We start from the raw sequence: 14,657 nt of genomic DNA, 5'->3' as shown, positions 1-14,657 counted from the left end.
TCGCCATGACCGCCGAAGACATGATCGAAAACAGGACCTTCGATGAGTTGCAGGTCGGTGATACGGCCAGTGTGACCCGCACCCTGAGCGAAGAGGACATCGAGCTTTTCGCGCTGGTATCGGGCGACGTGAACCCCGCCCATCTCGATCCCGCCTATGCCGCGACCGACCCGTTTGGCCGGGTGATCGCACATGGCATGTGGGGCGGCGGGCTTATTTCCTCCGTCCTCGGCACAGAACTGCCGGGGCCGGGTACGATCTATCTCAGTCAGTCGCTCCAGTTCCTGCGTCCGGTTTCTTTGGGCGACCGGATTGTCGCATCGGTCACGGTGCGGGAAAAGCGCCCGCACGGGCATGTCGTGCTGCTCGATTGCCGCTGCACCAATGGTGCGGGTGAGGATGTGATTGCGGGCGAAGCGATGGTCAAGGCACCGGTCGAAAAGGTCCGGCGCCCACGCATTGTCCTGCCGGAAGTCCAGTTGCGCGGACATGATGCCTATCAGCGGCTTATCGGGATGACAGCGCATGGCGTGCCGGAGCCGACCGCAGTCGCCCATCCGTGCAGCGCCGCCGCCCTCTCCGCCGCGATCGAGGCCGCCGAGGCCAACCTGATCTCGCCGATTTTGGTAGGCCCCGAAGCCAGGATCCGCAGGGCAGCCGAAGAAGCCGGCAAGGACATATCCGCCTTCCGGATCGTGCCCGCCGCCCATAGTCACGACGCCGCAGCCAAGGCGGTGGCCCTCATCAGGTCGGGCGAGGCCAGGCTGCTGATGAAAGGCTCGCTGCACACCGACGAGTTGATGGGCGCGATCGTTTCCTCGGCGAACGGTCTCAGGACAGAACGGCGCATCAGCCATGCCTATGTCATGGACGTGCCCGGCCACCCCACGCCGATCATCATCACCGACGCTGCGATCAACATCGCCCCGACGCTGGAGGAAAAGGCGGACATCATCCGCAATGCCATCGACCTTGCCCATGTGATCGGCATCGACGAACCCAAGGTGGCGATCCTGTCCGCTATCGAAACGGTCAATCCCGCGATCGCCTCCACGCTCGATGCTGCGGCGCTGTGCAAGATGGCCGACCGGGGGCAGATCACCGGCGGTCTGCTCGATGGCCCACTTGCCTTCGACAACGCCATCAGCGAAGCCGCCGCGCAGGAAAAGGGCATTAGATCCCCCGTTGCGGGCAAGGCCCAGATTCTGGTCGTCCCCAGCCTGGAGGCCGGAAACATGCTGGCCAAGCAACTCACTTTCCTGGGTGGCGCCGACGCGGCCGGGGTGGTGCTGGGCGCCAGAGTGCCGATCATCCTGACCAGCCGGGCGGACAGCCTTCGTACCCGACTTGCCTCCTGCGCGGTGGCCGTGCTCCTGGGCCGTGCAGCGACCAAAGCGGCGCCCGGTCTGGCGCAGGCTGCGGGGGCATGAAGGCCGTCGCCAGCCTCAATTCGGGGTCGTCGAGCATCAAGTTCGCCCTGTTCGCGCTGGAGGCGGATGGTGAACTCTCGCTTTCGGCAAGCGGAAAGATCGAGAAGATCGGCATCGCGCCGACATTGAAGGCAAAATCGAGCGACGGCGCCACCATAGTGGAGCGGGACTGGCCCGATGGCGCGGCCCTTGGCCATGCCGACCTGCTTGGAGACCTGTTCGTCTGGGCCTCGGAACATCCGCTGGAAGGTCGCGAAACCATCGCCGTAGGTCACCGCGTCGTGCATGGCGGCACGCAATTTGCCGAACCCCGACTGGTCGATGCGGCGCTGTTGTCAGCGCTGGACGCACTCTGCCCGCTCGCGCCGCTGCACCAGCCGCACAATCTGGCCGCGATCCACGCTATTGCCCGGCTTCAACCCGGCCTGCCGCAAATTGCCTGCTTCGACACAGCCTTTCACACCAGCAAGCCTGCCGTGGCGTCCCGCTTTGCGATACCGCGCGCGCTGCACGATCAGGGCATTCGCCGTTATGGATTCCATGGCCTGTCCTATGAATATATCGCGCGTCGGCTGGCCGAACTGGACCCGGCCCTTGCCGCTGGCCGGGTGATCGTGGCGCATCTTGGCAATGGTGCCAGCCTCTGCGCGATGCACGGGTGCAGGAGTGTCGATACGACCATGGGCTTTACCGCGCTGGATGGCCTGATGATGGGCACGCGCTGCGGCGCCCTCGATCCCGGCGTGGTGCTGCACCTCCAGACCCGGATGGGCATGAGCGCTACCGAAGTCGAGGATCTGCTCTACCGGCAATCGGGTATGCTCGGCGTGTCCGGCATTTCCAGCGACATGCGTAACCTGACGCAGAGCGGCGCGGTCGAAGCGGAAGAGGCGATAGACCTTTTCGTGTGGCGTATAGCGCGTGAGGTCGGCGCGCTGGCCGCATCGCTGGGCGGGCTCGACGGCATCATCTTCACCGCAGGCATCGGCGAAAACAACGCCGATATACGAAGCCGCATCTGCCGACGGCTCGAATGGCTGGGCGTTCAACTCGATGAACGCGCCAATGCAGGCAATGCGAGCCTTGTCAGCCACAGCGCCAGTCCTGTCGCCGTGCGCGTCATACCAACCGACGAGGAACGCATGATCGCCCACCATACGCTCGCCATTCTGGGAAAAATCGAACGATGACCCCTCTTGTAGACCTGACCGGCAAGCGCGGTCTGGTGATCGGTATCGCCAATGAACACAGCATTGCGGCCGGCTGCGCCAAACGGTTCGCGCAATGCGGGGCGCGGCTGGCCGCCACCTATCTGAACGACAAGGCCCGGCCTTGGGTCGAGCCGGTTGCCGAGCAACTGGGCATCGAATGGACCGCAGCTTGCGACGTGCGGGAACCCGGGCAACTCGAAGCCTTGTTCAAAGAGGTGGATGAACGATGGGGAGGACTGGACTTTCTGTTGCATTCCATCGCCTTTGCGCCCCGTGAGGATCTTCACGGCCGGGTGGTCGACTGTTCCGCCGAGGGGTTCGCCCTGGCCATGGACGTATCCTGCCATAGCTTCCTGCGCATGGCGCATCTGGCCGAACCGCTGATGACGCAGGGCGGATGCCTCCTGTCCGTGACCTTCTATGGTTCCGAACGGGTCGTCGAGAATTACAATCTGATGGGCCCCGTCAAGGCTGCGCTCGAAAGCTCCACGCGCTATATCGCCGCAGAGCTTGGCCCAAAAGGTATCCGCGCCCACGCCATCTCGCCAGGACCTATCGCCACAAGAGCGGCCAGCGGGATCCAGCGGTTCGACGAGCTTCTCGAAAGGGCCGCCGCCGCAGCGCCTGAGCGGCAACTGGTCGACATAGACGATGTCGGCGCGCTCGCCGCCTTCCTTGCCAGCGATGCCGCGCGCCACATCACCGGCACGGTGATCCCGGTCGACAGCGGTCAGCATCTCCTCGCATGATGCGCATGATCATCATGGCAACCATCGTTGGCGCGGCTACACTGGTTTCTTCGTCCGGCCACGCCGGCTCTCCGGTCGAGATGCTGATCGGCGATGCCGGTCGGCGCGATGCGGATAGCAATATGCTGGTCGACCTCCGACTGCTGAACGCCGACGCCGCAGCGCAAGTGGTGCCGCTGCCCGACAGGATCGAAGCGCGCATCGAACAGGACGGTTCGACCCGGTCTGTCTGGCTGGACCGGGCGACCGCCTCGCCGCAGGATATATCGGTTCCGGCGGGGGGCTTCGTCCGCGTCGTATATCGTCTGTCCGACCCGGCAAACCTTCCCGGACCGGGGGCGACCATCTCCATTCCTGCGTGGCGCACGCCGGGCACGACTGTTACCTTGCGTCCACCGGAACATGGCCCGCAACTTGCCATGGTAGCGCCTCCTCCGCCGCATCCCTCCGAACCTCCGTCATCGGGATCGGAGGCCGTCGCTCCGCCGCTGTCGGACCGTACGCCCGGCAATGCATTCCTCTCGAATCTGGCGCCTTATGAACCCATTTACGCGGTCTATGGCCCCGGCACTGACAGCGCCGCACGCATCCAGATCAGTTTCAAATATCAGTTGTTTGGCACGAGACAGGCCGAAGGGCTGCCACGGTCCTGGCGCGACGGACTCCACTTTGCCTACACGCAGCGGATGTTCTGGGATCTCGAATCGAGTTCCTCGCCATTCCGGAATGTCGACTTTCAGCCGGAGCTTTTCTACCTGAGCCCTGCAACCGTGCTTGCCGACAAGATCACGTTGAGCGCGCAGGTGGGCATTCGCCATGAATCGAACGGTCGCGACGGAGACGCGTCGCGGAGCGTAAACACCGTCTATGTCGCGCCGATGGCGGCGATGCCGCTGGGCGGGGGATATCGGTTTTCACTCGCTCCCAGCCTTGCCTTCCTGGTGGGGGACACCTCCGACAATCCCGATATTCAGCGCTATCGTGGTAACTTTTCGCTGTTCATGGAGCTGGGCCAGGATCAGGGCCTGCGCCTGTCCACATCAAGCCGCCTCAACTTCTCCTCGGGGAAAGGGGCTGTTTCAGCAGAACTGTCCTATCCACTGAAGCGCTTGCTCGGTGCGGGACCGGACTTCTATCTTTTCGGCCAGACTTTCGCCGGTTATGGCGAAAACTTGTTCGACTATAACCGACGCACCACGCGCTTCAGGGTCGGTCTGGCGTTGGTGCGATAAGTGACGCTACCAACCGCCTGACCGTCGGGTCGGATGGCTCCTGATTTTTGAGAGGCCTCCCGCTTCCGAAATCAGCTGCCGGCCAAACTGTGCGGGTGACAGCACGCCTTGCGCATGCACTCGCCGGCGATCCCGCTTGGGGTCCAGCCGAAGGCGGCGAGGATTTGGGCAAAGCCCAAACTCTCGACTCGCCTAAGGCGCGGCCGGCCTGCGATTTAGGGAACCCCGAAATCGACAGGTCCGACGACGCGGTTTTGCCGCGGCCCTTCTTTCTTCTCTTCCAAAGCCCAGCCGGACTCGGCGGCTCAGCCGACGGCCGGCCCCTCCGCCCGATCCGCTCCCGGCAACCGCCAATCCACCACCCCACGCCCCCGCGCTTCCAGAAACGTATTCGCCTGGGAAAACGGCTTGCTCCCGAAAAATCCGCCATAGGCCGACAGCGGCGAAGGATGCACCGACTTCAGGACCAGATGCCGCGACCCATCGACAAATGCCGCCTTCTTCTGCGCGTAGCTCCCCCAGAGCATAAAGACGGTAGGTAAATCCCGCTCGGCAACCCGCCGAATCACCGCATCGGTAAACCGCTCCCACCCCCGCCCGGCGTGCGAGGCTGCCCGCGCTTCCTCCACCGTCAGCACAGAATTCAGCAGCAACACGCCCTGCTTCGCCCAACTTTCCAGAAACCCATGGTGCGCAGGTTCGATCTGAAGATCAGACTGCAATTCCTTGTAAATATTAACCAACGATGGCGGAACTTTCACCCCAGGCTGTACCGAAAAGCAGAGCCCATGCGCCTGCCCCGGCCCGTGATAGGGGTCCTGCCCCAGCACCACCACACGCACCTGTTCCAGCGGGGTCAGATCCAGCGCGCGAAACCAGTTCGAAGCCCGCGGGTAAATCCGCTTCCCCGCCGCGCGCTCGGCCACCAGAAACGCCCGCAGATCCGCCATGTAGGGCTGGGCAAATTCATCGGCCAGCGCCGCGCGCCAGCTCTCCTCCAGCTTGATCCCGCCGGTCACCCCAGCTTCGACGCTGCTTCAGCGGCCGCGCGAATGGCGGCCACATCCGGCGCCCCCTTCCCCACCAGCCAGCTTCCGCCAACGCACAGGACGGCCTCCTCTGCCAGCCATTCCGGTGCGCTGGCCTGCGTGATCCCACCCGTCGGGCAGAAGCGCACGCTGCGGAACGGCGCCGCCAAGGCCTTCAGCGCCTTCAATCCACCGGCGGCCTCGGCCGGGAAGAATTTGAACCGATCCAACCCCAGGTCCAGCCCGCGCATGATGTCGCCGGCGTTCGCAATCCCCGGCAGCAGCGGCACTTCCCGGTCATGCGCCGTCTTCGCCAGATGCTCGGTCAAGCCCGGCGAAACGATGAATTCCGAACCCGCCTGCAGCGCTGCATCCAGATCGCGCGCATTCAGCACCGTCCCGGCGCCCACGATCGCGCCCGGCACCTGCTTCATCTCGCGGATCACCTCCAGCGCCGAAGCGGTGCGCAGCGTCACCTCCAGCACCCGCAAGCCGCCGGCTACAAGAGCCTCGGCGATGGGCAGCGCATGCGCCACATCCTCCACCACCAGCACCGGGATCACCGGGCTCGTCCGCATGATGGCTTCGATATTGCTCACGATACTCCCTTCGCAAATGCTGCCGCCGCCGCCCCCAGCAGGCCCGGCTCCGGATGGGTGATATGCAGGATCGGGATCGCCGCCATGCGCGCCTCGAACCTGCCCTTGGCCATGAAACGCGGATGAAAGCCCGATCCGCCCAGCAGATGCTGCACGCGCGGCAACATGCCGCCAGCGAGGACCACAGCCTCAGCCCCCTGCGCCAACGCCAGGTCGCCCACCACGCTCCCCAGCGCCAGGCACCAGCGATCGAACGCCGATTGCGCCAGCGCCTCGCCCTCTTCCAACGCCGCCGCCCACAGCGCCTTGTCGTCGCGCGCCGGCACCGCGCGGCCCTCGATGGCTGCCAGCGCCGCATAGACATTGGCAAAGCCGGAGCCGGAGACGATCCGCTCCACGGAAACCCGCCGGAACCGCGTGCGCAGCTGCTGCAGGATCTGGTCCTCCACGCTGTCCAGCGGCGCATAATCCATATGCCCGCCCTCGGTCGCCACCACCCGCGCATCCGCACCGGTCAGCAACACGGCTACGCCCAGCCCGGTTCCCGGCCCGATCACGCTGACCACACCAGTCTCGGGCAAGCCTTCCTTCGGCCCCGCCAGCCACTCCAGATCGTTCGGCCCGCATTTGGAAACGGCGTGGGCGACGGCGGCGAAATCATTGATGAACATCACCGATTCCAAGCCCAGCCGTTCCGCCGCCAGGGCCGGGCGGATAACCCACGGATTATTCGCCAAGGTGATCAGCTCGACATCGGTCGGCGCCGCCAGCGCAATCGCCGCATGTGCCGGCACCGCCCTCGTCAACCCGCCGCGATAAGCCTCAAAAGCACTCTGCAGGCTGGCATGATCGGCCACCTTCAGCTTCACGATGTCCGACAGCGCAATCGCCCCGTCCGCGCCTCGTGTCGCGATGGCAAAACGCGCATGGGTGCCGCCAATATCGGCCGTTACCAGTTCCATCACAGCCCCGCTGCAGCCAATACCGGCGAAGCGCCCTTCTCGGCCGCATCCGCATTCTGACGGAACATCGCAAACAGCTCGCGTCCGGTCCCATCCTCCTCCACAGGCGCCGCTACAGGCTCCCGCGCCCGAAACTCCGCCTCGTCCATCAGCACATCGATGGTGCCGCGGTTGGCGCACAGCCGGATCATGTCACCGTCGCGCACCCGCGCCAGCGGCCCGCCACCCAGCGCTTCCGGGCTGATGTGGATCGCGGCCGGCACCTTGCCCGAGGCGCCAGACATCCGCCCGTCCGTCACCAGCGCCACCTTGAATCCCTTGTCCTGCAACACCCCCAGCGGCGGCGTCAGCTTGTGCAGCTCGGGCATGCCGTTCGCCTTCGCCCCCTGAAAGCGCACCACCACCACCACGTCGCAGTCCAGCTCTCCGGCCTTGAAGGCTGCATTCACCTCATGCTGGTCGTGAAACACCCGCGCCGGCGCCTCGATGGTCCAGCGCGACGGATCGACGGCGCTCGTCTTGAACGTCCCCCGCCCCAGATTGCCCTGCACCAACCGCATCCCGCCATCCGGCCGGAACGGCGCGCTGACGGGGCGCAACATGCTGCTGTCACCGCTTTGCGCCGGCCCGTCGCGCCACGCCAGCGCCTCATCCTCCAGCGTCGGCACCTTCGCATAGTCGCCCAGCCCATGCCCGGCGACCGTCAGGATATCGGCATGCGCCAGCCCCGCCTGCAGCAGCTCGCCGATCACATAGGCCATGCCGCCAGCCGCATGGAAATGGTTCACATCGCCCTGCCCCGAAGGATAGACGTTGGCGATCAGCGGCACCGCCGCCGACAGCTGGTCCAGATCCTCCCAATCGAAATCGATGCCCGCCGCCCGCGCGATCGCCGGGATATGCAGCGCATGGTTGGTCGATCCGCCGGTCGCCAGCAGCCCCACGGCGGCGTTCACGATCGCCTTCTCGTCTATGCAGCGCCCCAGCGGCCGATAGTCGTTGCCGTTCCAGCCAATCTGCGGCAGCCGATGCACGGCAGCCCGGGTCAGCTCCTGCCTGAGCTTCGTGCCGGGGTTCACAAACGCCGCGCCCGGCATGTGCAGCCCCATCAGCTCCATCATCATCTGGTTGGAGTTGGCCGTCCCGTAAAAGGTGCAGGTGCCGGGGCTGTGATAGCTGGCGGCTTCGGCATCCAGCAGTTCCTCCTCGCCGACTTTCCCTTCCGCATACAGCTGCCGGATGCGCTGCTTTTCCTTGTTCGGCAGCCCGGAAGGCATCGGCCCCGCCGGCACGAAGATCGTCGGCAAATGCCCGAACCGCAGCCCGCCGATCAGCAGTCCGGGCACGATCTTGTCGCAGATGCCCAGCATCGCCACGCCCTCGAACATCGCGTGGGAAAGCGCGACAGCCGCCGACAGCGCAATCGTATCCCGGCTGAACAGGGACAGCTCCATGCTGCTCTGCCCCTGCGTCACCCCATCGCACATTGCCGGCACGCCACCCGCCACCTGCGCCGTTGCCCCGGCCTCGCGCGCGAACAGCTTCATCTGTTCCGGATAGCGGCCATAGGGCTGATGCGCCGACAGCATGTCGTTATAGGCGGTGACGATGCCGATGTTGAAGGCCTTGCCGCTGCGGATCACCGGCTTGTCGCCCTCGGCCGCTGCAAATCCATGCGCCAGGTTGGAGCACGACAAGGCAGAGCGGTTCAGCCCCCTGTCCTGCTCACGCGCGATCAGATCCAGATAACGCTGCCGCCCCGCCGCCGAACGCGCAACGACACGCGCGGTAACCGCCTCAACATCAGGGTGCAGCCGCATGTCTAAAACTCCGTCACGGACACCAATGGATATCGATCGCCTGCGTGGCATCCGCCAGCAGTCGCCCGACGGGATATTTCGACCCGGCGCCTTCCTTCAGCGCCTTTTCCAGCACTTCGCGCTTGTCCTCGCCGCGCACCGAAATCAGGATCGCCCGGGCCGACAGGATCGCCGATTTCGTCAGCGTCACCCGCCCAAAGGGCGCTTCCTTCGGCAGCGGTTCCGGCGTCACGCCCACCGCCCGGTGCGGCGCCGTCAGCGCGAGCTCCAGGTCAGGCCCGGGAAAGATCGAGGCGGTATGCCCATCGGCACCCACGCCCAGCCACACCAGATCCAGCGGCCAGTGCACTGCCTGCAAGCGCGCATCGGCGGCCTTGCCGGCTTCCACCGGCGGCAGATCGCCGCCCGTCAACGGCAACACGCGCGCGCCCAGCGGCAGGAACCGCTCGGCCAGCATCCGCACGTTGGAGGCCTTGTCCTGCACCGGCACCAGCCGGTCGTCGGTCGGGACGATGGTCACGTCCTTCCACTTCAGCTTCGCCTTCTTCAGCAGCTCCAGCGCCGCCAGCGGCGTTGAACCGCCCGGAAAGGCCGCAATCGCATCGCCCCGCGCATCCAGCGCCGATTCGATCACAAACTGGACGTCGCCGGCCACGGCCTCGGCCAGCTCGTCGGCCGCGTCATATTCCCACCATTCAACTTCGATCACGTCAGATTCCTTTCGCGCGCCGGATTAATCGTTCCAGCTCGCATTGTCGCGCTCGATCAGGGCAATCGCCGCAGATGGCCCCCAGCCGCCCGCCGTATAAGGCTTTGGCTGCATATTGTTGTCGGCCCAGCCCTTGCGAATGCCGTCGATGAAGGCCCACTGCGCCTCCACCTCGTCCCGCCGCACGAACAGCGTCTGCCGCCCCTCGATCAGGTCCAGCAGCAGCTGTTCATAGGCAATGCGCCGCCGCTTGTCGGCAAAGGCATCGGCCTGGTCGATATCCAGCTCCACTTCGCGAAGCCGAATGCCGCCGCGGTTCAGCCCCGGCACCTTCGCCATCAGCGACAACCGGATATTCTCCTCCGGCTGCAGGCCGATCAGCATGCTGTTGGGATGCATGCCGCGCACGTCCTCACCGAAGATCGAATGCGGCACCGATTTGAAATTGATCAGGATTTCCGATTTCCGCGCACCCAGCCGCTTGCCGGTCCGCAGATAGAAGGGCACCCCCTTCCAGCGCCAGTTGTCGACATGCGCCTTCAGCGCCACGAAGGTCTCGGTGTTGCTGGGCCGGCCCAGCTCCTCCAGATATCCCTTCACCGGCTGCCCGTTCACGGCACCCGCCGCATATTGCCCGGTCACGCTGTGCGTCACCGCCGTGCTGCTGTCGATCGGCCGCAGCGCGTTCAGCACCTTCACCTTCTCGTCGCGCACTGCAGTCGCGGTGAAATGGCTCGGCGGCTCCATCGCCACCAGTGCCAGCAGCTGCAGCATATGGTTCTGCACCATGTCGCGCAGCGCGCCGGCGCCGTCATAGAAATCGACGCGCCCCTCCAGCCCCACTGTCTCCGCCACGGTGATCTGGACATTGGCAATCGCATCCGATCGCCACAGCGGCTCGAACAGCACATTGGCAAAGCGCATCGCCAGCAGGTTCTGGACCGTCTCCTTGCCCAGATAATGGTCGATGCGGAAAATCTGCTTCTCGCTGAAGGCAGCCGCCACCGCGTCGTTGATCTCCGCCGAGCTCGCCAGATCGGTGCCCAGCGGCTTTTCCAACCCGATCCGCACATTCGGCCCGCTCAATCCGGCAGCAGCCAGCCCCTCGATCGTCGGCTTGAACAGCGAAGGCGCGGTCGACAGAAAGATCGAGATCGACTGCGCCGTATCGCAAACCGTACTGCCACAGGCCGCCTCTGTCAGCCGACTATAGCTCGACTTGTCGGTGGCATCCAAAGGCACATAGGCCAGCTGCTGCAGGAATTTGTCGGCATGTGCCTGGTCGCCCAGTCCGTTGGCGATATGCGGCGCGATCGCGTCGGCCGCCATCTGCCGAAATCCGGCATCGTCCAGCTGCGAACGCGCCGTCCCCACGATCCGCACGTCACCAGCCAGCAGGCCGTCCACGGAAAGCCCATACAGCGACGGCAAGAGCATCCGCCGGGAAAGGTCGCCAGTGGCGCCAAACAGGATAACAGCAGTCATGCGCCATTCCTAAGCCGTTGCTGCGCAAGCGAACAGGGGCAATTATCAGATAATGGGAAAGCGTTGCTTCCGCGCGTCAGACCAATAGGGCGACGCCCCCGAACGGTGGCAGCAGATGCCCGGCCGACCCGTTCACTTCCGCCAGCACCTCGCCCTCCATATCCAGCTCCAGCGGCCCCTCCCCGAAGTTGAACGCCAGCCGGATCGCCCTGTTCCCATAGCGCCGCTCGAACCGCAGCAGATCGCCTTCCGCCACCAGCCCCTCCATAGTCCCCAGCCGCAGCGCCGGCTCCGCCTTGCGCAGGGCGATCAGCCGGCGCGTCAGGTGCAACAGCGAATGCGGGTCCGCCTCCTGCCGGTTCACCGCCAGCCCGGCATGATCCTCACCCAGCCGCAACCAGGGCCGCGCGTCGGAAAAGCCGCAATTCGCCGCCTCGTCGTCCCATGGCATCGGCGTCCGTGCCCCATCCCGCGACAAGGTGAGCGGCCAGTTCGCAATCGCCTCCGGGTCCTGCAAGTCCTCGAACGGGATTTCCGCCTGCGTCAGCCCCAGCTCCTCCCCATAATATAGGAAGGCATTCCCCCGCAGGCTCATCAACAGCAGCATCGCCATCCGTGCAAAGGCATCGCGCGTCGCCGGCTCCGCCCAGCGCGAAAGCGCCCGCGGCGAATCATGGTTGGTCAGCGCCCAGCTCGGCCAGCCCTCCCCCGCCGCACCCGGCCATTCCGCCAGCGCGTCGGCCACGATCTTCGCCGTCAGCTTCGGCGCATAGAGAAAGGCAAAGCTGTAGGCGCTGTTCAGATGCGCCTCGTCTTGGGTAAAGGCCCGCATCTCGGCAATCGGGTCGCCACCACCCACCTCCGCGACAGAGAAGGTCGCGCCGAATTCGTCCAGCAACCCGCGCAGCCGCTGCAGGAACAGCGGAATGTCCGGGTGCGACTGGTTATGCACCCTCAGCTGGAAATCGAACGGCCGCGTCCTTGGCCCCGGTGGCGCCGGCGGATTATCGCGCAGCTGCGGATCGTGCATCGCAAAGTTGATTGCATCCACCCGAAAGCCGTCCACCCCCCGCTCCAGCCAGAAGCGCGCGCTCGCCAGTATGGCGTCCTGCACGGCCGGGTTGTGCAAGTTCAGCTGCGGCTGCGAGGCGAGGAAATTGTGCATATAATATTGCCCGCGCCGCGCATCCCAGGTCCAGCCCGGCCCGCCAAACACCGACTGCCAGTTGTTGGGCGGAGTCCCGTCGGCCTTTGCATCGGCCCACACATACCAGTCCGCCTTGTCACCATCGCGCCCTGCCCGGCTCTCGCGAAACCATGCGTGCGCGTCAGAGGTATGCGCATAGACCTGATCGATGATCAGCTTCAGCCCCAGCGCATGCGCCCGCGCCACCAGCGCATCGAAATCCGCCAGTGTCCCGAATATCGGATCGACATCGCAGTAATCCGCGATGTCATAGCCAAAATCCTTCATCGGCGAGGTGAAGAAGGGCGACAGCCACACGGCATCCACCCCCAGGCTTGCCACATGGTCCAGCCGCCGGGTGATCCCCGGCAGGTCTCCCACCCCGTCGCCGTTCGAATCCTGAAAGCTGCGGGGATAGATCTGATAGACCACCGCGCCCTTCCACCAGGGCGTTTCACCGCTCATTGCACCGCCACCGCACCCGCACAGACCAGCACGCCAAACGGCTCGATCTCGACAGGCATCGTACCCGGTGCCGACGGCATCGCACATCTGCCCCACAGCGATTTGGTCACATCGATGCGCGCATCGATCATCAGATTGGCCTTCAACGGCTTCGCCGAGGTGTTGAACGCCACGATCGTCTCGATGAACGGCGCCCGGTTCCCCTCCGGCAGCCTGCGCGCCACCGCGAATAACCCCGGCGCCTCATCCGCCTGCAGCAACCGCTGCCCTCCCCGCCGCAGCGAAGGCTCCGCCGCCCGCAGCTTCGCCAGCGCCGCGATGTGCAGATACAGCGGATGCGTCACGTCGAAATTGGCCTGCGCGGTCGTCGCCGACGTCCCCAGCAGCCGATTGTCGTTATAGACGGCCACCTTGCTCGGAAACAGCGGCTCGCGCGAATCCTGATCGATGCCGTCGCCCACAAAGCCCTGCTCATCGCCGGAATAAATCGTCGGGACCCCGCGCAGCAGCATCAACATGGCATGCGCCAGCTTCACCCGCGCCAGCTGCTCGGCATCGCCAGCTTCCGGATTCGCCTTGCGCACAAAGGTCGAGAACCGCCCCATGTCGTGGTTGCCCAGAAAGGTCGGCAGCTGCTCCGCCCCGCCGGCATAGAGCGCGTCGTTGGAAAACAGTGTCGCCAGCACATCCGGCGCCTTGTTCCCGGCCACCACGTCCATCACCGCCTGCTGGAAGCCGAAATCCAGCACTGCGGGGAAATCATCCACCCGGGTAAAGCGCGCCAGCGTCGCCACATTCGGGTCCGCCACTTCGCCAAAGATATGAAAGTTCGGAATCCCCCGCGCCTTCGCCCGCTCCAGCATCGCCGGCACGAACGCCTGCCAGAATTCCGGGTTCACATGCCGCGCCGTATCCACCCGGAAACCGTCGATCCCGAACCGGTCGATCCAGCCGCCATAGATCTCGATCATCCCCGCCACCACGCGCGGATGCGTCGTCATCAGATCGTCCAGCCCCACGAAATCGCCGTAAATCTTGCTTTCGCCGGTGAAGGTCGAATCCCCGCGATTGTTGTAGAAGATCGGCTCGTTCAGCCAGGCCGGAGTCTTCGCCTTCTCCTCGCCCCTGGGCACAAACGGCGAATAGGCCCAGCGCGGATCGGTCAGCCCGGCGAAATTCTCCGGCGTCAGCTGCTCGGGCGCATCGCCGCGGAACAGCTCGTTGATCGGCTCGCCCTGCGGCCCGCCCTTGCGCTTCCACGGATAATCCGCCCGGCTCCGATAGGCGCAGCTCGTGTCCGGGCACTCACGATAGGCAATCACGTCGGCCGTATGGTTGGTGATGATATCCAGATAGACTTTCATCCCCCGCGCATGCGCCGCCTCCACAAAGGCCCGCATATCCGCCTCGGTCCCGAAATGCGGATCCACCGAGGTAAAGTCGGTGATCCAATAGCCGTGATAGCCGGCGCTCTCCTGCCCCTTTGCCCCCTGCACCGGCTTGTTCTTGTAAATCGGCCCCAGCCAGATCGCCGTCGCCCCCAGCCCCTGGATATAGTCCAGCCGCTGCACCAGCCCTTTCAGATCGCCACCCAGATAAAAGCCCTTGGAGGCCGGATCGAAGCCATGCTGCAGCCGGCTGCCCTTCATGCCGCCCCGGTCATTTCCGGCATCGCCATTCTCGAACCGATCCGGCAGCAGGAAATAGATCGTCTCGTCCGTCGCGGGGCGGGCGCGAAACTCCTGCGCACCCGCCGCCGACCCGGCCACCATCAGCGCTGC

General features: G+C 65.1%; 12 protein-coding genes. 4 read left to right on the top strand and 8 right to left on the bottom strand.

The features are described 5' to 3' along the window. The first annotated feature begins 5 nt into the window (after positions 1-5). Genes IM784_RS02140 through IM784_RS02125 form a run of 4 tightly spaced genes read left to right on the top strand, consistent with a single transcriptional unit; the run spans position 6 to position 4,622 of the window. Positions 6-1,430 carry a bifunctional enoyl-CoA hydratase/phosphate acetyltransferase gene (locus IM784_RS02140; protein WP_199553628.1) on the top strand — a complete coding sequence of 475 codons (1,425 nt, stop codon included), beginning with the start codon at positions 6-8 and terminating at the stop codon, positions 1,428-1,430. Next, a complete protein-coding gene (locus tag IM784_RS02135; RefSeq protein WP_199553627.1) occupies positions 1,427-2,620 on the top strand; it encodes an acetate/propionate family kinase in 1,194 nt (397 codons plus the stop codon). The genes IM784_RS02140 and IM784_RS02135 overlap by 4 nt, the downstream gene beginning before the upstream one ends. After that, positions 2,617-3,390, top strand: a complete 774-nt coding sequence (fabI, locus tag IM784_RS02130) for an enoyl-ACP reductase FabI (RefSeq protein WP_199553626.1) — start codon at positions 2,617-2,619, stop codon at positions 3,388-3,390. Before IM784_RS02135 ends, fabI begins: the two co-directional genes overlap by 4 nt. Beyond that, positions 3,387-4,622 carry a phospholipase A gene (locus tag IM784_RS02125; RefSeq protein WP_235976479.1) on the top strand — a complete coding sequence of 412 codons (1,236 nt, stop codon included), beginning with the start codon at positions 3,387-3,389 and terminating at the stop codon, positions 4,620-4,622. Before fabI ends, IM784_RS02125 begins: the two co-directional genes overlap by 4 nt. 305 nt (positions 4,623-4,927) lie before the next feature. On the opposite strand, the gene ung is transcribed toward IM784_RS02125, so the two are convergent. The 8 genes from ung to IM784_RS02085 form a co-directional block, all read right to left on the bottom strand. After that, positions 4,928-5,641 carry a uracil-DNA glycosylase gene (gene ung, locus IM784_RS02120; RefSeq protein WP_199553625.1) on the bottom strand — a complete coding sequence of 238 codons (714 nt, stop codon included), beginning with the start codon at positions 5,639-5,641 and terminating at the stop codon, positions 4,928-4,930. Continuing rightward, positions 5,638-6,249 (bottom strand): bifunctional 4-hydroxy-2-oxoglutarate aldolase/2-dehydro-3-deoxy-phosphogluconate aldolase, encoded by a 612-nt coding sequence (eda, locus tag IM784_RS02115; RefSeq protein ID WP_199553624.1) that lies wholly within the window; start codon positions 6,247-6,249, stop codon positions 5,638-5,640. Before eda ends, ung begins: the two co-directional genes overlap by 4 nt. Then, a complete protein-coding gene (locus IM784_RS02110; RefSeq protein ID WP_199553623.1) occupies positions 6,246-7,211 on the bottom strand; it encodes a glucokinase in 966 nt (321 codons plus the stop codon). Before IM784_RS02110 ends, eda begins: the two co-directional genes overlap by 4 nt. Beyond that, positions 7,211-9,031 (bottom strand): phosphogluconate dehydratase, encoded by a 1,821-nt coding sequence (edd, locus tag IM784_RS02105; RefSeq protein ID WP_199553622.1) that lies wholly within the window; start codon positions 9,029-9,031, stop codon positions 7,211-7,213. The genes IM784_RS02110 and edd overlap by 1 nt, the downstream gene beginning before the upstream one ends. A 13-nt stretch (positions 9,032-9,044) precedes the next feature. Beyond that, a complete protein-coding gene (gene pgl, locus IM784_RS02100) occupies positions 9,045-9,740 on the bottom strand; it encodes a 6-phosphogluconolactonase (RefSeq protein WP_199553621.1) in 696 nt (231 codons plus the stop codon). 24 nt (positions 9,741-9,764) lie between these two features. After that, positions 9,765-11,225: a glucose-6-phosphate dehydrogenase gene (gene zwf, locus IM784_RS02095; RefSeq protein ID WP_199553620.1), complete on the bottom strand. Its 1,461-nt coding sequence runs from the start codon at positions 11,223-11,225 to the stop codon at positions 9,765-9,767. 76 nt (positions 11,226-11,301) lie between these two features. Continuing rightward, entirely contained in the window at positions 11,302-12,876 is a 1,575-nt protein-coding gene (locus IM784_RS02090) for an alpha-amylase family glycosyl hydrolase (RefSeq protein ID WP_199553619.1), read from the bottom strand. After that, the gene (locus IM784_RS02085; protein WP_199554121.1) at positions 12,873-14,648 is read right to left on the bottom strand and encodes an alpha-amylase family glycosyl hydrolase; all 1,776 of its coding nucleotides are present in this window, start codon (positions 14,646-14,648) and stop codon (positions 12,873-12,875) included. Before IM784_RS02085 ends, IM784_RS02090 begins: the two co-directional genes overlap by 4 nt. Between the last annotated feature and the right edge of the window lie 9 nt (positions 14,649-14,657).

Origin of the sequence: Sandaracinobacteroides hominis, from assembly GCF_016464365.1 — a bacterium.
Classification (GTDB): domain Bacteria; phylum Pseudomonadota; class Alphaproteobacteria; order Sphingomonadales; family Sphingomonadaceae; genus Sandaracinobacteroides; species Sandaracinobacteroides hominis.
This window is presented reverse-complemented; position numbering and strand designations above follow the sequence as displayed.

Bases quoted from the DNA above. Each gene is read 5' to 3' on its own strand.
- IM784_RS02140 (WP_199553628.1), top strand. From the start codon at position 6: ATGACCGCCGAAGACATGATCGAAAACAGGACCTTCGATGAGTTGCAG.
- IM784_RS02135 (WP_199553627.1), top strand. From the start codon at position 1,427: ATGAAGGCCGTCGCCAGCCTCAATTCGGGGTCGTCGAGCATCAAGTTC.
- fabI (WP_199553626.1), top strand. From the start codon at position 2,617: ATGACCCCTCTTGTAGACCTGACCGGCAAGCGCGGTCTGGTGATCGGT.
- IM784_RS02125 (WP_235976479.1), top strand. From the start codon at position 3,387: ATGATGCGCATGATCATCATGGCAACCATCGTTGGCGCGGCTACACTG.
- IM784_RS02110 (WP_199553623.1), bottom strand. From the start codon at position 7,211: ATGGAACTGGTAACGGCCGATATTGGCGGCACCCATGCGCGTTTTGCC.
- edd (WP_199553622.1), bottom strand. From the start codon at position 9,031: ATGCGGCTGCACCCTGATGTTGAGGCGGTTACCGCGCGTGTCGTTGCG.
- zwf (WP_199553620.1), bottom strand. From the start codon at position 11,225: ATGACTGCTGTTATCCTGTTTGGCGCCACTGGCGACCTTTCCCGGCGG.
- IM784_RS02090 (WP_199553619.1), bottom strand. From the start codon at position 12,876: ATGAGCGGTGAAACGCCCTGGTGGAAGGGCGCGGTGGTCTATCAGATC.
- IM784_RS02085 (WP_199554121.1), bottom strand. From the start codon at position 14,648: ATGGTGGCCGGGTCGGCGGCGGGTGCGCAGGAGTTTCGCGCCCGCCCC.